The organism is Jeotgalibacillus aurantiacus (assembly GCF_020595125.1).
In the GTDB taxonomy this organism is placed as follows: domain Bacteria; phylum Bacillota; class Bacilli; order Bacillales; family Jeotgalibacillaceae; genus Jeotgalibacillus; species Jeotgalibacillus aurantiacus.
Genome location: NZ_JACNMS010000004.1, coordinates 71,099 through 89,255, shown reverse-complemented (window position 1 = coordinate 89,255; position 18,157 = coordinate 71,099). Strand labels below are relative to the sequence as shown.

The window sequence follows — 18,157 nt, the reverse complement described above, 5'->3', positions numbered from 1 at the left end:
AGAAACAATTATCTTCGGCATAAAAAAACCGGAACGGCTCAAAAAGAGTGCTGTTCCGGTCTGTTTTCGTTATTCAATAGATCCTCACTGCATCCCCGGAGGCATATGACACTTTATTTTTACCTGTGTTTTTTGATTCATAAAGTGCAATATCTGCTCTTTTAACCAGATTAATCATCGAGAATCCCTGACCTGCTTTCCAACCGGCAACGCCGCAGGAAATGGTGATTGCCGGATCGGTATGCTGAGGCGCACTCATTCGGATGGAGTCTGTCAGTTCAATTCCCTCTTCCAGTGTAAGGTTACTGAAATACAGGGCCAACTCTTCCCCACCCCAACGGGCACTAATAGAGGAATCACTTTCAAAACTGGATAACAGTCTGGCAAGCTGAATGATGACCTGATCTCCTACCTGGTGTCCGTGTGTATCGTTTACTTTTTTAAAGTTATCAATATCAATCAGAACAAATACCCCGCACTCGTCTTTTTCTATTGAACGTTCAACAAACTTATCCAGATAATGGCGGGAGTAAAGTTTTGTCAGATGATCTCTGTTGATCATTTCCTGCATTTCAGCCCGTAACATTGAATTGATGAGTGCCAGAGCGGAATGATGAATAATGGATTTAAACAGTTTAAACATATCAAAAGAGAAAGAATACGGCTGTTGATGGAGAACAACACAAAACCCTTTTAACTCTTTCAAATGAACCATCGGGACGGCCATGACAGAACGGTAAATGGGATGTTTTGATAAAGAGCCCTGATAATCAGCCGTATAGACTGCTTCTGCACCGTCCTCAAACTGACTTTTCAGATTGAGTAAATATTCATGGCTTTCCGGTTCATAAAAGAAGTCACAGCTGCCATCCAGCACCTTCAATTCTTCCTGACCGGTTAAAACAAAGCCGATTTCGGAAGGTTTTAAACACGTTCTGAGTTGTTTATGAAGGTAATTCATCATTTCTGTCATATTTAGATTTGAGTTCAGCTGATGAGACAGATCATTGATCAGGCTCAGATCTTCAATCAGCCTCCTCGATTGCTGATAAAGCTTGGCATTTTCAAGTGCATTCCCCGCGGTTGATGATAACACTTTTATAAATTCCTGCTCGTGGTCCTTAAAAGGCACCTGTGATTTCTTGACCGTTTTGAGCAGCCCGTACACTCCCTGTTTTCCCTTTAAAGGGGAATACAAAGCTGCCGGTGATCCCTGATCATCATAGGACAATTCAGAGGATACAAATGCATGCATGATGGCAGGATTTTCTGTCTGATAATCGAGGTATTCAATTGGCAGATCCGTCTGCTTATCATATTCATCAGATAGAAGGAGCGTAAAAGAGTGCTGTGGAAAAGTTGATTTTAATGAATTGATAATTTTACCCAGTATTTCGTTTACATCCATAATGGAGTTAAAGGCTTCTGTTACTTTAAATAATTCATGATATCTTTTTCTTTCCGTTGAAGTGGCAATCATCTTTCTGACGTTCTGATAAAGCACAGTTATATCGCACGCCATTATCGTCAACAGTTTGTCGTCCTGCACCCACTTTGCACCAGTCACAGGTCTCAGTCCGACAATTCCCATTAAAACGTCCCCATCGTAACAGGGAATTAAAATATCCCCCTTTTCCAAATAATGAAGCCCGGGACCTGCCTTCGTAAAAGGTTCATTTTGTATATTATTCAAAATATCGAGACTGTCTGCCAACCTGATTTTTTCTGATTCATTAAAAACATACAATTGACGATCATTTTTATATAAGTAAAAGGTTTTCTCTATGTCGAATTCCTGGATCAGCAAAGCCGTCAGCTGACGGTACCAATTTCGTATAGATGTTTGTCCGGCCATTGAATTTGACAGAATCTCAAAGATTCCCGCTTTAAATCGGTCCATAAACGGCTTCAGCGTTTCCATCATTCCACCTTCATCCCTTTTTAATATCAAACTTTTGTCTCGAAGTTTTTAACATAACTTTTTATTTATGTATTTTTCAGATATTTACAAATATTTATTATAGCACAATTCCCAGCTATTTCTACATAAAAAATAATATAATTATAGACAAAATACTTCGTTTATCGTATTTTCAGGGGATACTAAATAAATCGATTCATGGAAAACATTTAGAAATCGCCCTTGACATAAATCTTACTGGGATGTATGATGTTCTTTGTGTAAAATAATGCAGCCTTTTGTGAGTACATGAATTTTTCATTTTGTTCCTGCTTCAATACAGGTGCATCGTGTAACCCCTGCTGCAGGGCGATGGTGCAAGATGACAAAATGATGATTGATGGTTCATCACAGTACTGGTTTTTATTTTACAACAAAATAAAAACACAAGGAGGAGTCAAACTATGGCTCGTTATACAGGTCCAGCATGGAAACTGTCCCGTCGTCTTGGTGTTTCACTAAGCGGCACAGGAAAAGAATTAGAAAAGCGTCCTTACGCTCCAGGTCCACACGGTCCTACTCAGCGTAAAAAACTATCTGAATATGGTCTTCAGCTTCAGGAGAAGCAGAAGCTTCGTCACACATACGGAGTAACTGAGCGTCAGTTCCGTAACCTATTCGATAAAGCTGGTAAACTTCAAGGCCGTCACGGTGACAACTTCATGATTCTTCTTGAAGCTCGTCTTGACAACCTTGTATACCGCATGGGTCTTGCACGCACTCGTCGTCAGGCTCGTCAGCTTGTTAACCACGGTCACGTAATGGTTGACGGTTCACGCGTTGACATCCCATCTTACAGCGTAAAGCCAGGACAAACAATCAGCCTTCGTGAAAAATCACAGAAGCTGAACATTGTGAAAGAAGCAATTGAGCTTAACAGCTTCACTCCTGAATACGTAACGTTCGATGCGGACAAGCTTGAAGGTACATTCACTCGCTTCCCAGAGCGTAACGAACTAGCTGCTGACATCAACGAAGCGCTAATAGTAGAATTCTACTCTCGTTAATCTGCCTCTGCAGCTTAACAGAGACAAAACCCCTGATCACGTTGTTTTTACAACATGGTCAGGGGTTTTTTTATGAATTCCAACTGAAATGTAGGGTATTCAAAAGGAAAAACACAACCTTATACCGAAGTATCCATTACTAATTATGTATAGGAGAACACAATGGAACTTCAGAATATACAAACAATCACATCACACTATAATTTAACGATCAAATGTGCAGAAAAACTTTCAGAGCGCGTTTTTCTCATTGTTTCTGACCACTATGAGAAGTTTATTCTTAAAGAGAAGAATGATTCCGTTCAGATTAATCGAGAAATGCACCTACTTCATCACTTACAGACAAATCACTTGCCCGTGCATTCCATGATCATTAACAATAACGGTGAATATTACACCCATTACGGAAATAAATATTATTCATTATACGATCATATTGAAGGTTCTACATTTAATGCTTTGGAAATGATTCACTATCCAAATAAAGTAAAAGTCGTAGGGTCGGCTATTGCAGATTTAAACAATGCCATGAAAAAGCTAAGCTTTTCAGAACTTTTTCCAAATAAAAATCTCTATCAAATGGTTTATTCTTTCGCTGTTCATGAAATAGTAAAAGCAGATTCATCTGATATTTTAATGAGAATTTTTAAAGAATTAGACGAAGAAATACATAATATTGTCCGTTCCATACCCAAGCAGTTGATTCATCGCGATGCACACATCTACAATATGATTGTCAATGATGAATCCTTGAAAGCTTTCATTGACTTTGACCTCGCAGAAATAAACGTCAGCACCTTCGATCTCTGCTATTGTTCAACCAGCATATTAAGTGAAGTTTTTATAAATCCCGAACTGAGAAAAAACTGGTTCACATTTGTACAGGAACTCGTAAACAGTTACAGTGAACACAAACCACTTTCAGACGTTGAAAAGCAGTCTATTTGGTACATTATGCTTTGTATACAGAGCATCTTCATGGCTTATTTTTCACATGATAAAAATCTGTATTCAGTAAACAAAAAAATGTTCCTATGGATTTACAACAATCGAAAAAACATTGAACAGAATGTATCAGCAGGAATTTTCATTAAATAACAAGCCATTTTTTCTTGAATAGTTTAAATAAGATAACCACAAACAGATAATCAATTCTTTTTCACAAGCTTCAATTGAGCAACTATGAGAAAACTGACAATCACGAGCAGCAGCCATGAGCTGGCTTTTCCAATGTCAACAAGACTCCATGCTTCAGTTTGATAAGGATAGGTCCAAGCACCAAAAAAGGTGGCAATATTTTCAGCAACCCAGATAAAAAAACCGATCAGGATAAATGAAAGCACAAGATGCATGCGATACTGCCTTCTTCCAACCTTATACAAAACAGCTGTCCGCCAAAACACAATGATAACAAGAGCAGAAAGCCACCAGCGGACGTCCATCCAGAAGTGATGAATGAAGAAATTCAGGTATATCGCAGCAGCAAGAGGAACGACAAAAACAAACGGCGGCCAATGTACAAGCCTAACATCAAGTCGCCGCCATGCCTGACAGAGATAACTTGCAACGCTGGCATACATGAATCCGCTGTATAACGGCACACCAAAAACCATGGAATTTGCCTCCTCCGGATAAGACCATGACCCCATATTCACTTTAAACACTTCAAGCGCAATGCCAATCAAATGAAATAACGTGATAACCTTCAATTCATCCCTTGTTTCCAATCCTGACTTCAACATCCACCACTGCATGAGGACACAGATAATCAGCAGCCAGTCATAACGTGGCAAAAAAGGAAGTGTGATGTACTTTGTCAAAGCAAGAGAAAGGAAAATCACGACAGGAAATACACATGATAAGGACTGTTCCCATCCGAACCGGAGCAGTTGCATCATTGAGCCACCATATCTGTCTGCCATAATCCAAAAAGGAACCCTTGTGAATTTATCATCTGAGATAGTGGAAGTATTTCTGGTTCGATTCATCTCCCTTTCCCTCCCCTGTTCTTTTATTCCTCATCACTCCTGTACTCCAAGATATCACCCGGCTGACAATCCAGTGCTTTGCATATTGCTTCAAGTGTTGAAAATCGAATCGCCTTTGCTTTACCGTTTTTCAGAATGGATAAATTCGCCATGGTAATACCGACTTTTTCAGTTAATTCCGTTACACTCATTTTCCTCTTTGCGAGCATCACATCTATGTTAATTACGATCGCCATATTCTCACCTCACACTGTTAAATCGTTTTCTGTTTTGATTTCAATTGCATTGTTTAACAGCATTTGCAGCAGGTAGGCAAATACCCCCACTACAAATGATGCACCAACAAGAACAGCTCCCACCAGAATTACGCCTGGTGCATCATCCAGTTCAGCCACCGCATAAAAAAATGGCATCGTCATCACATAAATCAGACTGATAACAAACGCACAAATCTTTATCTTTTTCAAAGCAGCTACAGAAAGGCTTGAAAAAGCTTCATTTCGATCAATGTATCCTAATAACTTAAATGACTGAAACAAAGCAATGAAAAACGGGACAACCGTTACATACATCGCACCAATAATCAGAAGCAGCCAAATGCCGAAAACAGGGTCATCCGCCACATTCCACGCAAACGGAGCCAGTGCAAAGGCACAAAATACACCCACTACTAATGCCATCACGAAAAGCACCAATTTTAAAAAGATTGTAGAACCTTTTTTCATCAGAAACACCTCTTTTTGTTTGTTGTGCTTTTAGAATAAACTAAAATTTATTGTTTATCAATAAATAATTATTGTTTAAGGTTATTTATTTAATTCAGACAGGAACGGATGAGGGTATGTTAAAATGAGAGAATGTTTTTCTGAATTGAGGAGTGAATGAGCCATGGAGAAAAAAGATATCGCAGGAATACGTAAACAATTCAAAACTGATAATGACCTGTTAAACATCTCAAATATATTCAACGTTTATATCATGAAGGATTCCACTGACATTTATCACGCTCAAAGACAGCCATTCGGTATGCTTGATAGCGATCAGCAGGAGCTGTTTTTGAATAACTTCAAAAAAATTCTGACTGGCCAGCTGAACGAAAAACTGTTTGAATTAAAATTCCAGCGTGATGCAGAGAACTCGAGTCAGCTGATTTTACATAAAGGCCTGCTCGGTTCCGCAGAGGACTTCGAAGACCATATGCTGCAAATGACAGAAAAGATGATTCAGGATCATCCTTACGAGAAGGATATCGTGATTACCTTTATTAAAGCTGAATACATGAAACCAACCAGACGCAGTAATGATGAAACGGAGGAAAACAGCAGAGATACGGTATACTCCCATCCGTTTATTTTATGTACCATTAATAAAACCGAGGAGCCGAAAAAAGAGATTCAGTTTGATTATGTGGAAAAAGAATTTAAGTACAAAGTTGAAGTGGATCCGATTATCGATCTAAAAAACCCTTTAACAGGCTTTATGTTTCCCTGTTTCACAAATGATACGTCAGATGTAAACCATGTCCTTTATGCGGCTTCTAAAGCCAATGAACCGGATTACCGCTTTATTGAGGAGGTATTGAACGGTGAAGAAATTATGACCGCTAAGGAAGATAAAGCAGTGTTTGAAGAGGTGATCAAAGATGTTGTTGGAGATCAGCTCTCTCCTTCTACTCTTGCTACAGTTTACAGCGAAATTAATCAGACGATAGAAGAACATGATGCTGATGAAGCACCTAAGCTTGACTACAGGGACGTTGAACGCATTTTGACAAGCAGCGGAGAGAAAGTGGAAACAGAGAAAGTAAAGGAAGCATTTGCCCGCATTACAGATAATGAAGCCTATGAATTAAAAGCCAACAGCGTGGTGCCGAAATTCAAGTCCAAATCGATCAAAATCCAGACAAAAATCGCCAACATTGCTATCAGCCCACAGGATTTACAGTATATTAAGCAGGTAAATTATAAAGGAAAACGCTGCATTATGATTGAGCTTGAAGAAGATGCAGAAATTGAAGGGTTTAAGATGATTCCCGAGGTGTTTGGGGAATAAGCGTTTTTATGTAAAAAAGATCCCGCGGAATTTGGCCTGTTAACAAACAGGACCGCTCCGCGGGATTCCATCACAATGGAAAATGATTCAATCGTTTCAATTTTTTATTCCATCTTTCTGGAATTTAATTCGATCGTTTCAAAAATGAATTCCTTCACAACACAAATTAGCGATCCTTTTTCCTTCAAAACCCCCTGTAGATTCAATCATTCCATTGCATGATTCCTTCCCTTCAGAGTTCGTTACCACCAAAAAACAATCGCCTAAATACCAAAACTTACATTTTTATGCTTAATGCACTTTTTAAAAATTTCACAAGTACTTAAGTCATAAGTAGTGCCGGGGCATTCCGGAGACTCCTGCGGCAGAGAAGCGACAGGTGAGACAGCGTAATGCGGAGCATTAGCTGGCTCACCGCGCGGCCGCGGAAAGCGGAGGAATGCCCCGGCACGGCTTCATCATTAAAGCTTAAGCATACTGAATCATAAAGTACTTCTTCTTCCCTCTTCTAATAATCGTGAACTCATCATCCAGGCGAACGGTGCCTTCCAGCTCAAACTGCAGGTCAGTCACACGCTCCCCGTTAATGTAGACAGCTCCATTTGTTACATCTTCACGCGCCTGACGTTTTGATGGAGAAATTTTCGCATTGACCAGTACCTCAACGAGATTAAGGGAGTCGTCTCCTCCGACCTGATGAGTAGGTACGTCCTTAAAGCCCTGACGGATTTCCGCACTGCTTAATGACTTCAGGTCTCCGCTGAATAAGGCAGCCGTAATACGCTGAGCCTGTTCAAGTGCAGCTTCCCCGTGAATCATTCTCGTCATTTCTTCAGCAAGTGCTTTTTGAGCAGCACGTAAATGCGGCTCCTCCTCCACTGCCTTTTCAAGTCCTTCAATCGTTTCACGGTCGAGGAATGTAAAGAATTTCAGGTATTTGATCACATCTGCATCCGTTGTGTTGATCCAGAACTGGTAGAACTCGTATGGTGAAGTTTTCTCAGCATCTAACCAGATTGATCCACCTTCCGTTTTACCAAACTTCGTCCCATCCGCTTTTGTCACGAGTGGAATGGTCATCCCGAATGCTTTTGTTTCTCCGTCATTCATTTTGCGGATCAGCTCGAGGCCGGTTGTAATATTGCCCCACTGGTCACTTCCGCCGATCTGCACTTTACAATTGTATTCCTTGTAAAGATGGTTGAAGTCCATCGCCTGTAAAATCGTGTATGTGAATTCAGTGTAAGAAATTCCGGTTTCAAGACGTGAAGCGATCGTATCCTTCGCCAGCATGTAATTAACCCCGATATGTTTACCGTAATCACGCAGGAAGCTGATCATATCAATTTTTCCGATCCAGTCAAGGTTGTTCACCATCACGGCCTCGTTGTCACCTTTTGCATCGTACAGTTTTTCAAGCTGCTTTGAAATCGCTTCTACGTTGTACTGAACCTGCTCAGGTGTCTGCAGCTGACGTTCTTCCTTCTTTCCACTCGGATCCCCAATTTGACCGGTCGCTCCACCAACGAGCACTACCGGACGGTGACCGTGATTCTGAAAACGTTTCAGTGTCAAAAATGGCAGCAGATGTCCGATATGGAGACTGTCTGCTGTCGGATCCGCTCCGCAATATAGTGAAACAGACTCTTTTTCAAGCAGTTCTTTCATGCCCGCTTCATCTGTCTGCTGATAAATAATGCCGCGCCATTGTAAATCCTCTAATAAGTTCATGTGTTGATCCTCCTTTTTCTATAAAAAAACGCATAAAAAAATCCCTCGCATGTTCATCATGCAGGGACGCTTTTATGCGTGGTACCACCCGGCTTAAAGAGATTGCTCTCTTTCACTTCATTGGTTTAACGGCAGAAAATGCCGGCTTTCACAACTGAAAGCAGCTCTGAGAGTGTAATTCACAAATCATGTGTAACGGTTTGCACCATCCACCGTTTCTCTAATGCTACACGATTGATTTCCTACTGCGTTCTCTTCTTCGCTGATCGAATATCAAATTGATATGGTTAGTTTTAGCACATCATTTTAATCATTGTCAAGCTTTGTTCAAGAAATCTGGTAACCTATTTGAAATTTACATTTCACGAAAGACAAATATGATATAATTGTAAAGATGCTGCAAGGAGGATGATAGTAATTGGCAGAACAAAATAAAACCTTTCGGGAAAGGCTCAAAACATTTACTGCAACTGCGGTGAAATGGGGCGTTCCACGGAAACTGCATACGTCATACCAGGTTGTCTGGAATCTTTTATTATTACTGATTATCTTTGGCGTAATTGGCGCTGCATTCGCCGGCGGTGTCGGTGCAGGTTATTTTGCCTCTCTCGTAAAAGATGAGAAGGTTTTGTCGTATGAGTCACTGGAGCAGAATATTTATGACTACACTGAAACATCTGATTTATATTTTGCAAACAATGTTTATCTCGGTAAGATTCGGACGGATCTTGAACGGGATGAGGTTACACTTGATGAAGTATCCCCTAAGCTGATTAATGCTGTTATTGCTACAGAGGATGAGTACTTCATGGAACATGACGGGGTCGTTCCAAAAGCGATCATGCGTGCCCTTTATCAGGAAGTAACGAATGCTGCCAACCAGACCGGGGGCAGTACCCTTACACAGCAGCTGATTAAAAATCAGGTGTTAACAAACGAAGTATCTTTCGACCGGAAAGCCAAAGAGATTCTTCTCGCACTTCGGGTCGAGCGATTCTTTGAAAAAGAAGAAATTCTTGAAGCCTACTTAAATGTAGCTGACATGGGAAGAAATTCATCCGGCAGGAATATCGCCGGTGTTCAGACTGCTGCTGCCGGAATTTTCGGTACAACGGCTGCAGAGCTTACGCTTCCACAGGCTGCCTTTATTGCCGGACTTCCACAGGCACCATTTGGATACACACCCTTTACAAATGCAGGGGAATTAAAATCTCCGGAAGCTCTCGCACCAGGGTTTGAGCGTAAAAATGAAGTCCTTTCAAGAATGCTTCGTGAAGGATTTATTACCCAGCAGGAGCATGATGAAGCAGTAGCATACGATTTGACACAGGATTTTATTCCGCCATCATCAGGAGCTCTTGAACGTTATCCTTATGTAACGGAAGAACTGGAGCGTCGTGCTCAGGATATCCTTAAGTATGTGCTTGCTGAAAAAGACGGATACTCCAAAGATCAGGTTGACGCGAGCGACACCCTTTCTGAAGAGTATGCACAGCTTGCTGCCCGTGATATGAGACAAAGCGGGTATCAGATCCACTCCACCATTGATAAAGAGATTTACGATGCAATGGAGGAAGTGAAAAATAATTACGACCGATTTGGCACTACTTTTTCAAGCATGGTCTACGATCCGGAACTCGATGCAGAGGTTGAAGTTTTTGAGCCGGAAGAAGTCGGAACCGTACTGATGGAAAACACCACGGGTAAAATTATCAGCTTCACAGGCGGACGCGATCATGAGATTCAGTCAATGAACCATGCCACACAATCATTCCGTTCAAGTGGTTCCACCATTAAACCGCTTGCTGTGTATGCACCGGCTGTTCAATATGGTCTGATTGGTGCTGGATCACCTTTAGCGGATGTTGGGTTTACCTATAACGGCTGGACACCTTATAACTATGTTTCAAATAGAGAATATGGTCTTGTCCCTGCAAGAACCGCTCTTGCAGCTTCACATAACCTTTCAGCCGCAAGACTATACGGGAAAATGCTTCAAAGAGGATACACTCCGGGTGAGTTCCTTGAAGTTATTGATCCTAAAGGAATTCAGGATGAAGAATATGGTTATCCTGCATTCTCACTTGGAGGTATGACGAAGGGTATTACAGTGGAGGAAAATGTGTCTGCTTATGCAGCCATTGCAAATATGGGGCAGTATAATGAACCCTATATGATCGAGAAAATCCTCGATAAAGAGGGAAATGTTGTTTTCGAACATACGCCTGAATCAAAAGAAATGTTCACACCTGCCACTTCTTACGTCACGATTGATATGATGAGAGATACCTTAACCGGGATCGGGTCAGGGCGATCTGCTCCTGGCGTGTTGAATTTTTCTGCAGACTGGGCAGGAAAATCAGGAACATCTCAGGATACACGCGATAACTGGTTCATCGCATCAAACCCTGAAATCACTTTCGGCTTATGGCTTGGTTATGATCAGCCTCGTACACTTCAAAACGCAAGTTCCGTCAGAGCGATCCGTTTATGGGCGCTGATGATGAACCGTGTAAATGAAGTGAGAAGCGAATTGACAAGCCCCGGCCGTAATTTCCAGCAGCCTGAAGGTGTTGTAAGCCGCTCATTCTGTTCGTTTACAGGGTTACCTGCAGATCAGGCATGTTCGGCAGCAGGTCTGGTCACATCAGATCTCTTCACAACAGCTTATCAGCCATCAGGTGAAGACGCAGGCCTTGAAACAACGAAATACGTAATGCGAAATGGTGAGCGCTTCGTAGCGTTGGAGAGCACACCTGATGAGTTCGCATCAACAGGTGCCGTACTAAGTCCGGACTATGCTCAGGATATGCTGTTCCCTTACGGTGGAGATGCCTCGAAGCTGTTCCCTGAAGACAACAGTTTCTTTGATAATCTGCTGGTCGCAGACAGTCGTCTTGAAGACGATGGAAGTAACCCTGGCGGCGTGACAGCAAGCGTGAATGGTACAACGGTAAGCTGGACGCCATCCGGAAGCGGCGATGTCGTTGGATACCGTATTTATTCCGGAACCAGTGTTGTAGCTGTCAGACAGTTTGATGATGACAGAGCAGCATCATTACCTAACGGAACTTACGAGATTGTAGCCGTTGATGTAGCGGGTAAAGAATCCGGAAGATCAAACGAGGTAAGAGTAGGAGCAGAACCTGAGCCGGAGCCTGAAGAACAGCCTTCTCAGCCTACTCAGCCGGCTACTCCTCCTTCTGGCGGAAGTGGAAATGGAAACGGTGGCGGTGGCTCAACACCACCAGACGAATCAGATCCTCCGGAAGAAACACCTCCTCCAGAAGAAACACCTCCACCGGAGGAAGAACCGCCAGCCGAGGAACCGCCTCCTGAGGAAGAACCACCTCCTGAGGAAGATCCGGCAGCGTAATGTGAAAGAGACCGCAAAATTGCGGTCTCTTTTTATGTTGAAGTGACTTTGATTATGAGACTAAAAAAAAGAGCACATTTCTGCGCTCTTTTAATTACGATTAATCCTCCATTGTGGACAGATCTCCTGTTGGAAGGTCCAGCTCCCATGCTTTTAATACGCGTCGCATAATTTTACCGCTCCGGGTTTTAGGCAGCTTGTCTTTAAATTCAATTTCTCTCGGTGCTGCATGGGCAGACAATCCTTTTTTCACGTGCTGGCGGATCTCTTCTTTGAGTTCATCTGTTGCCTCATATCCTTCACGTAAAGCAATAAACGCTTTAATGATTTCGCCGCGAACAGGATCCGGTTTTCCGATCACCCCTGCTTCAGCGATAGCTGGATGCTCAACCAGCTTACTTTCCACCTCGAACGGTCCTACCCGCTCGCCTGATGTCATGATCACATCATCAATTCGGCCCTGGAACCAGAAGTAGCCGTCTTCATCCATATAGGCTGAGTCTCCTGATACATACCATCCGCTCGGCATAAAATAAGATTCGTATTTCTCCTGGTTATTCCAGATCGTATGCATCATGGACGGCCAGCCTTTTTTAAGAGCAAGGTTCCCCATCCGGTTTGGAGGCAGTTCATTTCCCTGGTCGTCGACAATGGCAGCCTCTACACCTGGAATCGGTTTACCCATCGAACCCGGGCGAATGTCAATCGCGGGATAGTTACAGATCATTTGTGCACCTGTCTCTGTCATCCACCACGTATCATGAATACGGTGCTGGAACACTTTCATTCCCCAACGGATTACCTCTGGGTTCAGCGGTTCTCCAACGCTCAGGACGTGACGGAGTGCAGACAGATTATACTTTTTAACAAGCTCATCTCCCGCTCCCATCAGCATACGGAAAGCAGTCGGTGCACTGTACCATACTGTAACTTCAAAGTCTTCAAGCGTCTGATACCAGGCTTCCGGACTGAACCTTCCACCAACGATAACTGAAGTGGTTCCAGTCAGCCACGGTCCGAAAATCCCATAGGATGTTCCTGTCACCCAGCCCGGGTCTGCAGTACACCAGTAAATGTCATCTTCACGAAGGTCCAGCACCCATTTAGCTGTCTGATAGTGCTGCAGCATCGCACGCTGAACATGCAGAACCCCTTTTGGTTTACCTGTTGAACCGGAAGTATAATGTAAAATCAGTCCGTCATCCAGCTGAAGCCACTCTATCTGGAATTGACGGTCAGCTGCATTGAAATGTTTATTAAAGTCTATGTATTTACCTTCTTCTTTTACATCATCTCCGACGACCAGTACATGCTTCAGATGCGGCAATGCATCAACCGGTATCCGCTCAAGCAGCTCAGGCGTTGTTATGATCGCTTTCGCCTCACTGTCTTCCAGACGGTCTCTTACCGCACCTTCCATAAATGCTTCAAAAAGCGGACCGACAATCGCTCCGATTTTTAACGCCCCCAGCAGGGCAAAATACAACTCAGGTGATCTCGGCATAAAAATAAAAACTCGGTCCCCTTTTTCAATATCAGCCTGACTTTTCAGCACGTTAGCCGCCTTATTGGTCAGCTCTTTCATTTCTCTGAACGTATATTTTTCATTACGATTCGCATCTCGGTAATAAAGTGCAACTTTGTTTTTCCGTTCCCCTTCAGCATGGCGGTCAATGGCTTCATAGGCCATATTCACTTTTCCTGACTGATGCCAAGAAAAATGCTTCTCCGCTTCTTTCCAGTCAAACGACTGGGCTGCTGCTTCATAATCCTGCAAATTATAGTTCCCTTTAACCGATGGTAACGCTTCCAATTTCATCTCGTCGTCCCCCTATAAGCAAGTTCTTTACCAGTATAGTACAATTCACTATTTTTCTCAATTTTTTTAATATTACGTGAACGTCATTTGTCGAAAGGGAGTGAAATTCAGTTTTAAGTTGAAAGCGCTTTTATGATTGGGGTATGCTGTATAGTAGGATACTTATGAAATGTAGGTGACAGCAGATGGATCATCCAAAACTGTATAACGCAAAGGAATTAAAAACTGCTAAAGGAACGATTGTGATCGAAGGACCGATTTCTAAAGATCAGCTGACTCTAATGGAATTTCACGAGGACCTGGTCGCTTTCCGTCCTCCTGCCCAGCAGCATAAAGCACTGATTGAGATCGCGGACCTTCCTGAAGGACGGATCATTATTGCTCGGGAACATAACACGATCGTTGGGTATGTCACATACCTCTATCCTGACCCGCTTGAGCGATGGTCGCAGGGAAATATGAAAAATCTGATTGAGCTTGGTGCGATTGAAGTCATTCCGAAATATCGCGGAGCATCCGTTGGAAAGAACCTGCTGCGTGTCTCAATGATGGATGATGCGATGGAAGATTATATTGTCATTACAACCGAGTATTACTGGCACTGGGATTTAAAAGGAACAGGCTTAAACGTCTGGGATTACCGGAAAGTGATGGAAAAAATGATGAATGCCGGCGGGCTTGAGTATTATGCCACCGATGATCCTGAAATCAGCTCACACCCTGCCAACTGTCTGATGGCACGTATCGGAAAGAGAGTCGATCCGGATTCCATTCAGAGATTTGATCAGCTTCGATTTATGAATCGATTTATGTATTAACAGGAGGGCATCTGCATGATTATAGAAGATATGATGGTCCGTGATGTTCATACGCTGGCTCCGGACTCAACACTTGAAGAGGCAATCGAATTAATGGCGAAGGAAAAAATCCGTCACGTTCCGGTTATTGATGTCAACAGAAAGGTCGTGGGCATTGTCACAGACCGGGATATTAAAGAATTCTCTCCTTCTCCTTTTCAAACCGAAAATCGTGAAAAGCTTTTTCAGACAAAGGTATTGGATATGATGACAACACCTGTCATTACAGGTCACCCTCTTGATTTTGTTGAAGAAGTCGCAGTCATCTTTATGGAAGAGCAGATCGGGTGCCTGCCGATCGTCAGTGAAGATCAGCTGGTGGGCATGATCACCGAAACCGATATTTTACATACACTGATTCAATTAACCGGTGCAACCCAGCCAGGATCCCAGATTGAAGTAAAGGTTCCGAATAAACAGGGCATGCTTTATGAGGTTGCAGGGATTATCAGAAAAAATCATTCCAATATTCACAGTGTCCTCGTTTATCCGTATAAACAGGATGAATCTTATAAAATATTAGTATTCCGCGTTCAGACAATGAATCCGATGTCCGTCATTGATGATCTGCGAGAAGAAGGGCATGAAGTATTATGGCCAAATCTGCCAACGAATCCACTGTAAAAAGAGATTCTGTTTTCATCTATTCTGATGACCTATTAAACTACCGATTTTCAGCAGATCATCCATTCAATCAGAAAAGACTCCAGCTGACATTGGATTTATTGAAGGATTCCGGTTTTATCAATGATGAGGACATCATCCCTCCACGATCAGCAACAGATGAAGAGCTGGCCCTTGTGCATGACCCGGCGTATATAAAAGCTGTGCAGCTTGCCGGACGTGGGGAACTTTCAAAAGATAAAGCTGAAAATTTCGGGCTGGGAACAGAAGATACACCTGTATTTAAAAATATGCACGAAGCCAGCGCAAGACTGGTTGGAGGCACACTGACAGCTGTTGATGAAGTGATGGAAAACCGTTATCAGCATGCATTGAGCCTTGGCGGCGGGCTGCATCATGGTTTCAGAGGAAAAGCGTCAGGATTTTGTATATATAACGACAGCTCTGTTGCCATCCGCTACATGCAGCAGAAGTACAATGCCCGTGTGCTGTATATTGACACAGATGCGCATCATGGTGATGGGGTTCAATGGTCGTTCTATGACGATCCATCCTCCTGCACCCTTTCCATACACGAAACCGGCAGATATTTATTTCCCGGTACCGGCGCTGTAAATGAAAGAGGTCACGGGAAGGGTTATGGATATTCTTTTAATATCCCGCTGGACGCTTTTACGGAGGATGATTCTTTTATAGAGGCTTATGAAAAGTCGTTCAGGAAAGTCATTGAATTTTTCAAACCTGACATCATCCTGACTCAAAACGGGGCAGATGCACATTGTCTGGACCCACTGACTCACCTGTCCTCAACCATCCGCACCTATGAGGAAATTCCAAGAATTGCCCATGAACTGGCACATGAATATTGCGACGGAAGATGGATTGCCGTTGGCGGTGGCGGTTATGACATCTGGCGGGTTGTTCCTCGCGCATGGTCAAGAATCTGGATGGAAATGACGGGAGCTGTTCCGGAAAGTGACAACATTCCACAATCCTGGCTTGATAAATGGCAGGGCGAATCACCGGTTCCACTGATGAAAACGTGGAGTGATCCTGATGGAATCTGCCAGGAGATCCCGAGAAGAAGAGAAATTTCAGAGAAAAACAGACAAACAGTAGAAAAAGCACTCTATCCTATCTTAAAAATAAAAAACAAGAGCTGAACTGCGCTCTTGTTTTTTAGTGATTTGGAATGACCCGGCACGGTTTGTATATAAATCAGGAGCCTTCCCCCTCATTTAAATACTGATTCAGAATCACGATTTCCACACGTCTGTTCAGTGCCCAGTTTGCAGGACCATCATTCGGTGCCACCGGCTTTGTATCACCATATCCAACAGCTGAAAAACGATCTGCCGACAGGCTGTGCTCATTGATAAAATAACGGACAACGCTACTTGCTCTCGCTCCTGAAAGCTCCCAGTTAGATGGATAAACTTCAGTTTGAATCGGGCGATTATCCGTGTGCCCTTCTATTCTTACGAAGTTTGGAATGCCTTCTAAAAGGGGCCCGATTCCTTCAAGCAGCGGAATCGCTTCCGGCAGGATATCCGCCTCACCTGAATTAAACAGAACCTGTTCCTGCAAAACTATCACCACTCCGCGATCTGTTTGGGATGCCTCTGCCATATCCCCCAAATCATTCGAATCGAGAAATGAATTGATTTCAGCATAAAGACTCTCAAGCTCCTGATCTTCTCTGATCTCCTCTTCAAGCCACTCCTCATCAAAAGGGATAACAGAGTCAGATTGATCGAAAATACCATTATTTCTGAAAGATTGCGAGATTGACTCGAATTTTTGCTGATCTACCTGCGAGATTGAAAAGAGAAGAATAAAGAAAACGAGAATCAAAAGGGTAAAATCAGCAAAAGTCACCATCCACTTCGGCGCTTGACTGTCAGTATCCGGCATTTTGTTGAATCTGACTCTTCTAGCCATTTGCCTTCTCCACCTTAACCTCACCTTTTAAACGATCCTGTTCAGATAAATAAACAGAAAGCTGTTCCTCAAGCACTCTCGGGTTCTGTCCATGGTGTACACCAATGACACCATCTATAATCATCTGCTTTTGAAAAATTTCCTTTTCGGTTTTTTGAGCAAGCCGTCCTGCCATTGGATTAAACACAAGATTCGCCAGCAGTACGCCGTAAAAGGTTGTTAAAAGGGCAATCGCCATATTAGGTCCAATCGCGGCCGGATCATTTAAATCCTGAAGCATGAGAACGAGTCCGATTAATGTACCGATCATTCCCCATGCAGGCGCATAATCACCAGCTTTTTCAAGCATTCTGCGATTTACTTTATGGCGCTCTTCAAGAGACTGAAGCTCTGCCTGCAGAATATCGACCATTGTGTCCCCTTCCACACCGTCAATCGCAAGATAAATCCCCTTTTTAATAAAAGGATCCTTAATCCCCACCATCTCCTTTTCAAGCGCAAGCAAACCATCTCTTCTCGCAATTTCAGACAGTTTGACAAAGAGGGATACGATTTCATATATCTGATCAGGTGACCGCCTGAACGACTGCAGGCTCACAGATCCGAACCTTTTCAGAGATGAAGCAGGAAATGTGACAAGCAAAGCAGCAAATACACCGCCAAGAACAATTAATAGGGATGGTAAATGAAAGAATGAAGCAAACCCGTCACTACCGCTATTCCAAAAAATCGCCAGACCTACGAGCAAAACACCGGCGACCACCCCAATTGGTGTAATCCAGTCATACCTTTTCATTATTAA

15 protein-coding genes and 1 other annotated feature are annotated in these 18,157 nt (G+C 42.9%); of the genes, 7 read left to right on the top strand and 8 right to left on the bottom strand.

Annotated features, from left to right (window positions below):
• Window positions 1-73: 73 nt before the first annotated feature.
• Window positions 74-1,924, bottom strand: coding sequence for a sensor domain-containing diguanylate cyclase (locus H7968_RS13295; RefSeq protein ID WP_227396610.1), 1,851 nt, complete (start codon window positions 1,922-1,924; stop codon window positions 74-76).
• Window positions 1,925-2,364: 440 nt separating this feature from the next.
• On the opposite strand from H7968_RS13295, the gene rpsD reads away from it, so the two are divergent.
• Entirely contained in the window at window positions 2,365-2,967 is a 603-nt protein-coding gene (gene rpsD / locus H7968_RS13290) for a 30S ribosomal protein S4 (RefSeq protein WP_227396609.1), read from the top strand.
• A 162-nt stretch (window positions 2,968-3,129) separates the two neighbouring features.
• Window positions 3,130-4,065, top strand: coding sequence for a phosphotransferase (locus tag H7968_RS13285; protein ID WP_227396608.1), 936 nt, complete (start codon window positions 3,130-3,132; stop codon window positions 4,063-4,065).
• A 50-nt stretch (window positions 4,066-4,115) separates the two neighbouring features.
• Here H7968_RS13285 and H7968_RS13280 read toward each other — a convergent pair whose 3' ends face one another.
• From H7968_RS13280 to H7968_RS13270, 3 genes are all read right to left on the bottom strand, one after another.
• Window positions 4,116-4,889 (bottom strand): DUF817 domain-containing protein, encoded by a 774-nt coding sequence (locus H7968_RS13280; RefSeq protein WP_227396818.1) that lies wholly within the window; start codon window positions 4,887-4,889, stop codon window positions 4,116-4,118.
• A gap of 89 nt (window positions 4,890-4,978) precedes the next feature.
• The gene (locus H7968_RS13275; RefSeq protein WP_134375062.1) at window positions 4,979-5,191 is read right to left on the bottom strand and encodes a helix-turn-helix domain-containing protein; all 213 of its coding nucleotides are present in this window, start codon (window positions 5,189-5,191) and stop codon (window positions 4,979-4,981) included.
• A gap of 9 nt (window positions 5,192-5,200) precedes the next feature.
• Window positions 5,201-5,680 carry a DUF2975 domain-containing protein gene (locus H7968_RS13270; RefSeq protein WP_227396607.1) on the bottom strand — a complete coding sequence of 160 codons (480 nt, stop codon included), beginning with the start codon at window positions 5,678-5,680 and terminating at the stop codon, window positions 5,201-5,203.
• Between the two features lie 163 nt (window positions 5,681-5,843).
• Between H7968_RS13270 and H7968_RS13265 the strand changes: the two genes are divergently transcribed.
• Window positions 5,844-7,007 carry a DUF4317 domain-containing protein gene (locus H7968_RS13265; protein WP_227396606.1) on the top strand — a complete coding sequence of 388 codons (1,164 nt, stop codon included), beginning with the start codon at window positions 5,844-5,846 and terminating at the stop codon, window positions 7,005-7,007.
• A 468-nt stretch (window positions 7,008-7,475) separates the two neighbouring features.
• Here H7968_RS13265 and tyrS read toward each other — a convergent pair whose 3' ends face one another.
• Window positions 7,476-8,738, bottom strand: a complete 1,263-nt coding sequence (gene tyrS / locus H7968_RS13260; protein WP_227396605.1) for a tyrosine--tRNA ligase — start codon at window positions 8,736-8,738, stop codon at window positions 7,476-7,478.
• Window positions 8,739-8,797: 59 nt separating this feature from the next.
• Window positions 8,798-9,007: a binding site (T-box leader), on the bottom strand.
• A gap of 149 nt (window positions 9,008-9,156) precedes the next feature.
• Here tyrS and H7968_RS13255 point away from each other — a divergent pair.
• Window positions 9,157-12,114: a transglycosylase domain-containing protein gene (locus H7968_RS13255; protein ID WP_227396604.1), complete on the top strand. Its 2,958-nt coding sequence runs from the start codon at window positions 9,157-9,159 to the stop codon at window positions 12,112-12,114.
• Between the two features lie 100 nt (window positions 12,115-12,214).
• Here the strand turns inward: H7968_RS13255 and acsA are convergent, their stop codons facing one another.
• Window positions 12,215-13,933, bottom strand: a complete 1,719-nt coding sequence (gene acsA, locus H7968_RS13250) for an acetate--CoA ligase (protein WP_227396603.1) — start codon at window positions 13,931-13,933, stop codon at window positions 12,215-12,217.
• 185 nt (window positions 13,934-14,118) lie between these two features.
• Between acsA and H7968_RS13245 the strand changes: the two genes are divergently transcribed.
• The 3 genes from H7968_RS13245 to H7968_RS13235 are packed head-to-tail and all read left to right on the top strand — an operon-like array spanning window position 14,119 to window position 16,577.
• On the top strand, window positions 14,119-14,751 hold the full coding sequence (locus tag H7968_RS13245) for a GNAT family N-acetyltransferase (protein WP_227396602.1): 633 nt from the start codon (window positions 14,119-14,121) through the stop codon (window positions 14,749-14,751).
• 15 nt (window positions 14,752-14,766) lie between these two features.
• Window positions 14,767-15,414 (top strand): acetoin utilization AcuB family protein, encoded by a 648-nt coding sequence (locus H7968_RS13240; protein ID WP_227396601.1) that lies wholly within the window; start codon window positions 14,767-14,769, stop codon window positions 15,412-15,414.
• Window positions 15,384-16,577: an acetoin utilization protein AcuC gene (locus H7968_RS13235; RefSeq protein WP_227396600.1), complete on the top strand. Its 1,194-nt coding sequence runs from the start codon at window positions 15,384-15,386 to the stop codon at window positions 16,575-16,577. The genes H7968_RS13240 and H7968_RS13235 overlap by 31 nt, the downstream gene beginning before the upstream one ends.
• A gap of 55 nt (window positions 16,578-16,632) precedes the next feature.
• Here the strand turns inward: H7968_RS13235 and motS are convergent, their stop codons facing one another.
• Both motS and H7968_RS13225 read right to left on the bottom strand, forming a co-directional pair.
• Window positions 16,633-17,355 (bottom strand): flagellar motor protein MotS, encoded by a 723-nt coding sequence (motS, locus tag H7968_RS13230; RefSeq protein ID WP_227396599.1) that lies wholly within the window; start codon window positions 17,353-17,355, stop codon window positions 16,633-16,635.
• Window positions 17,348-18,151 carry a MotA/TolQ/ExbB proton channel family protein gene (locus tag H7968_RS13225; protein ID WP_227396598.1) on the bottom strand — a complete coding sequence of 268 codons (804 nt, stop codon included), beginning with the start codon at window positions 18,149-18,151 and terminating at the stop codon, window positions 17,348-17,350. Before H7968_RS13225 ends, motS begins: the two co-directional genes overlap by 8 nt.
• Window positions 18,152-18,157 lie beyond the last annotated feature (6 nt).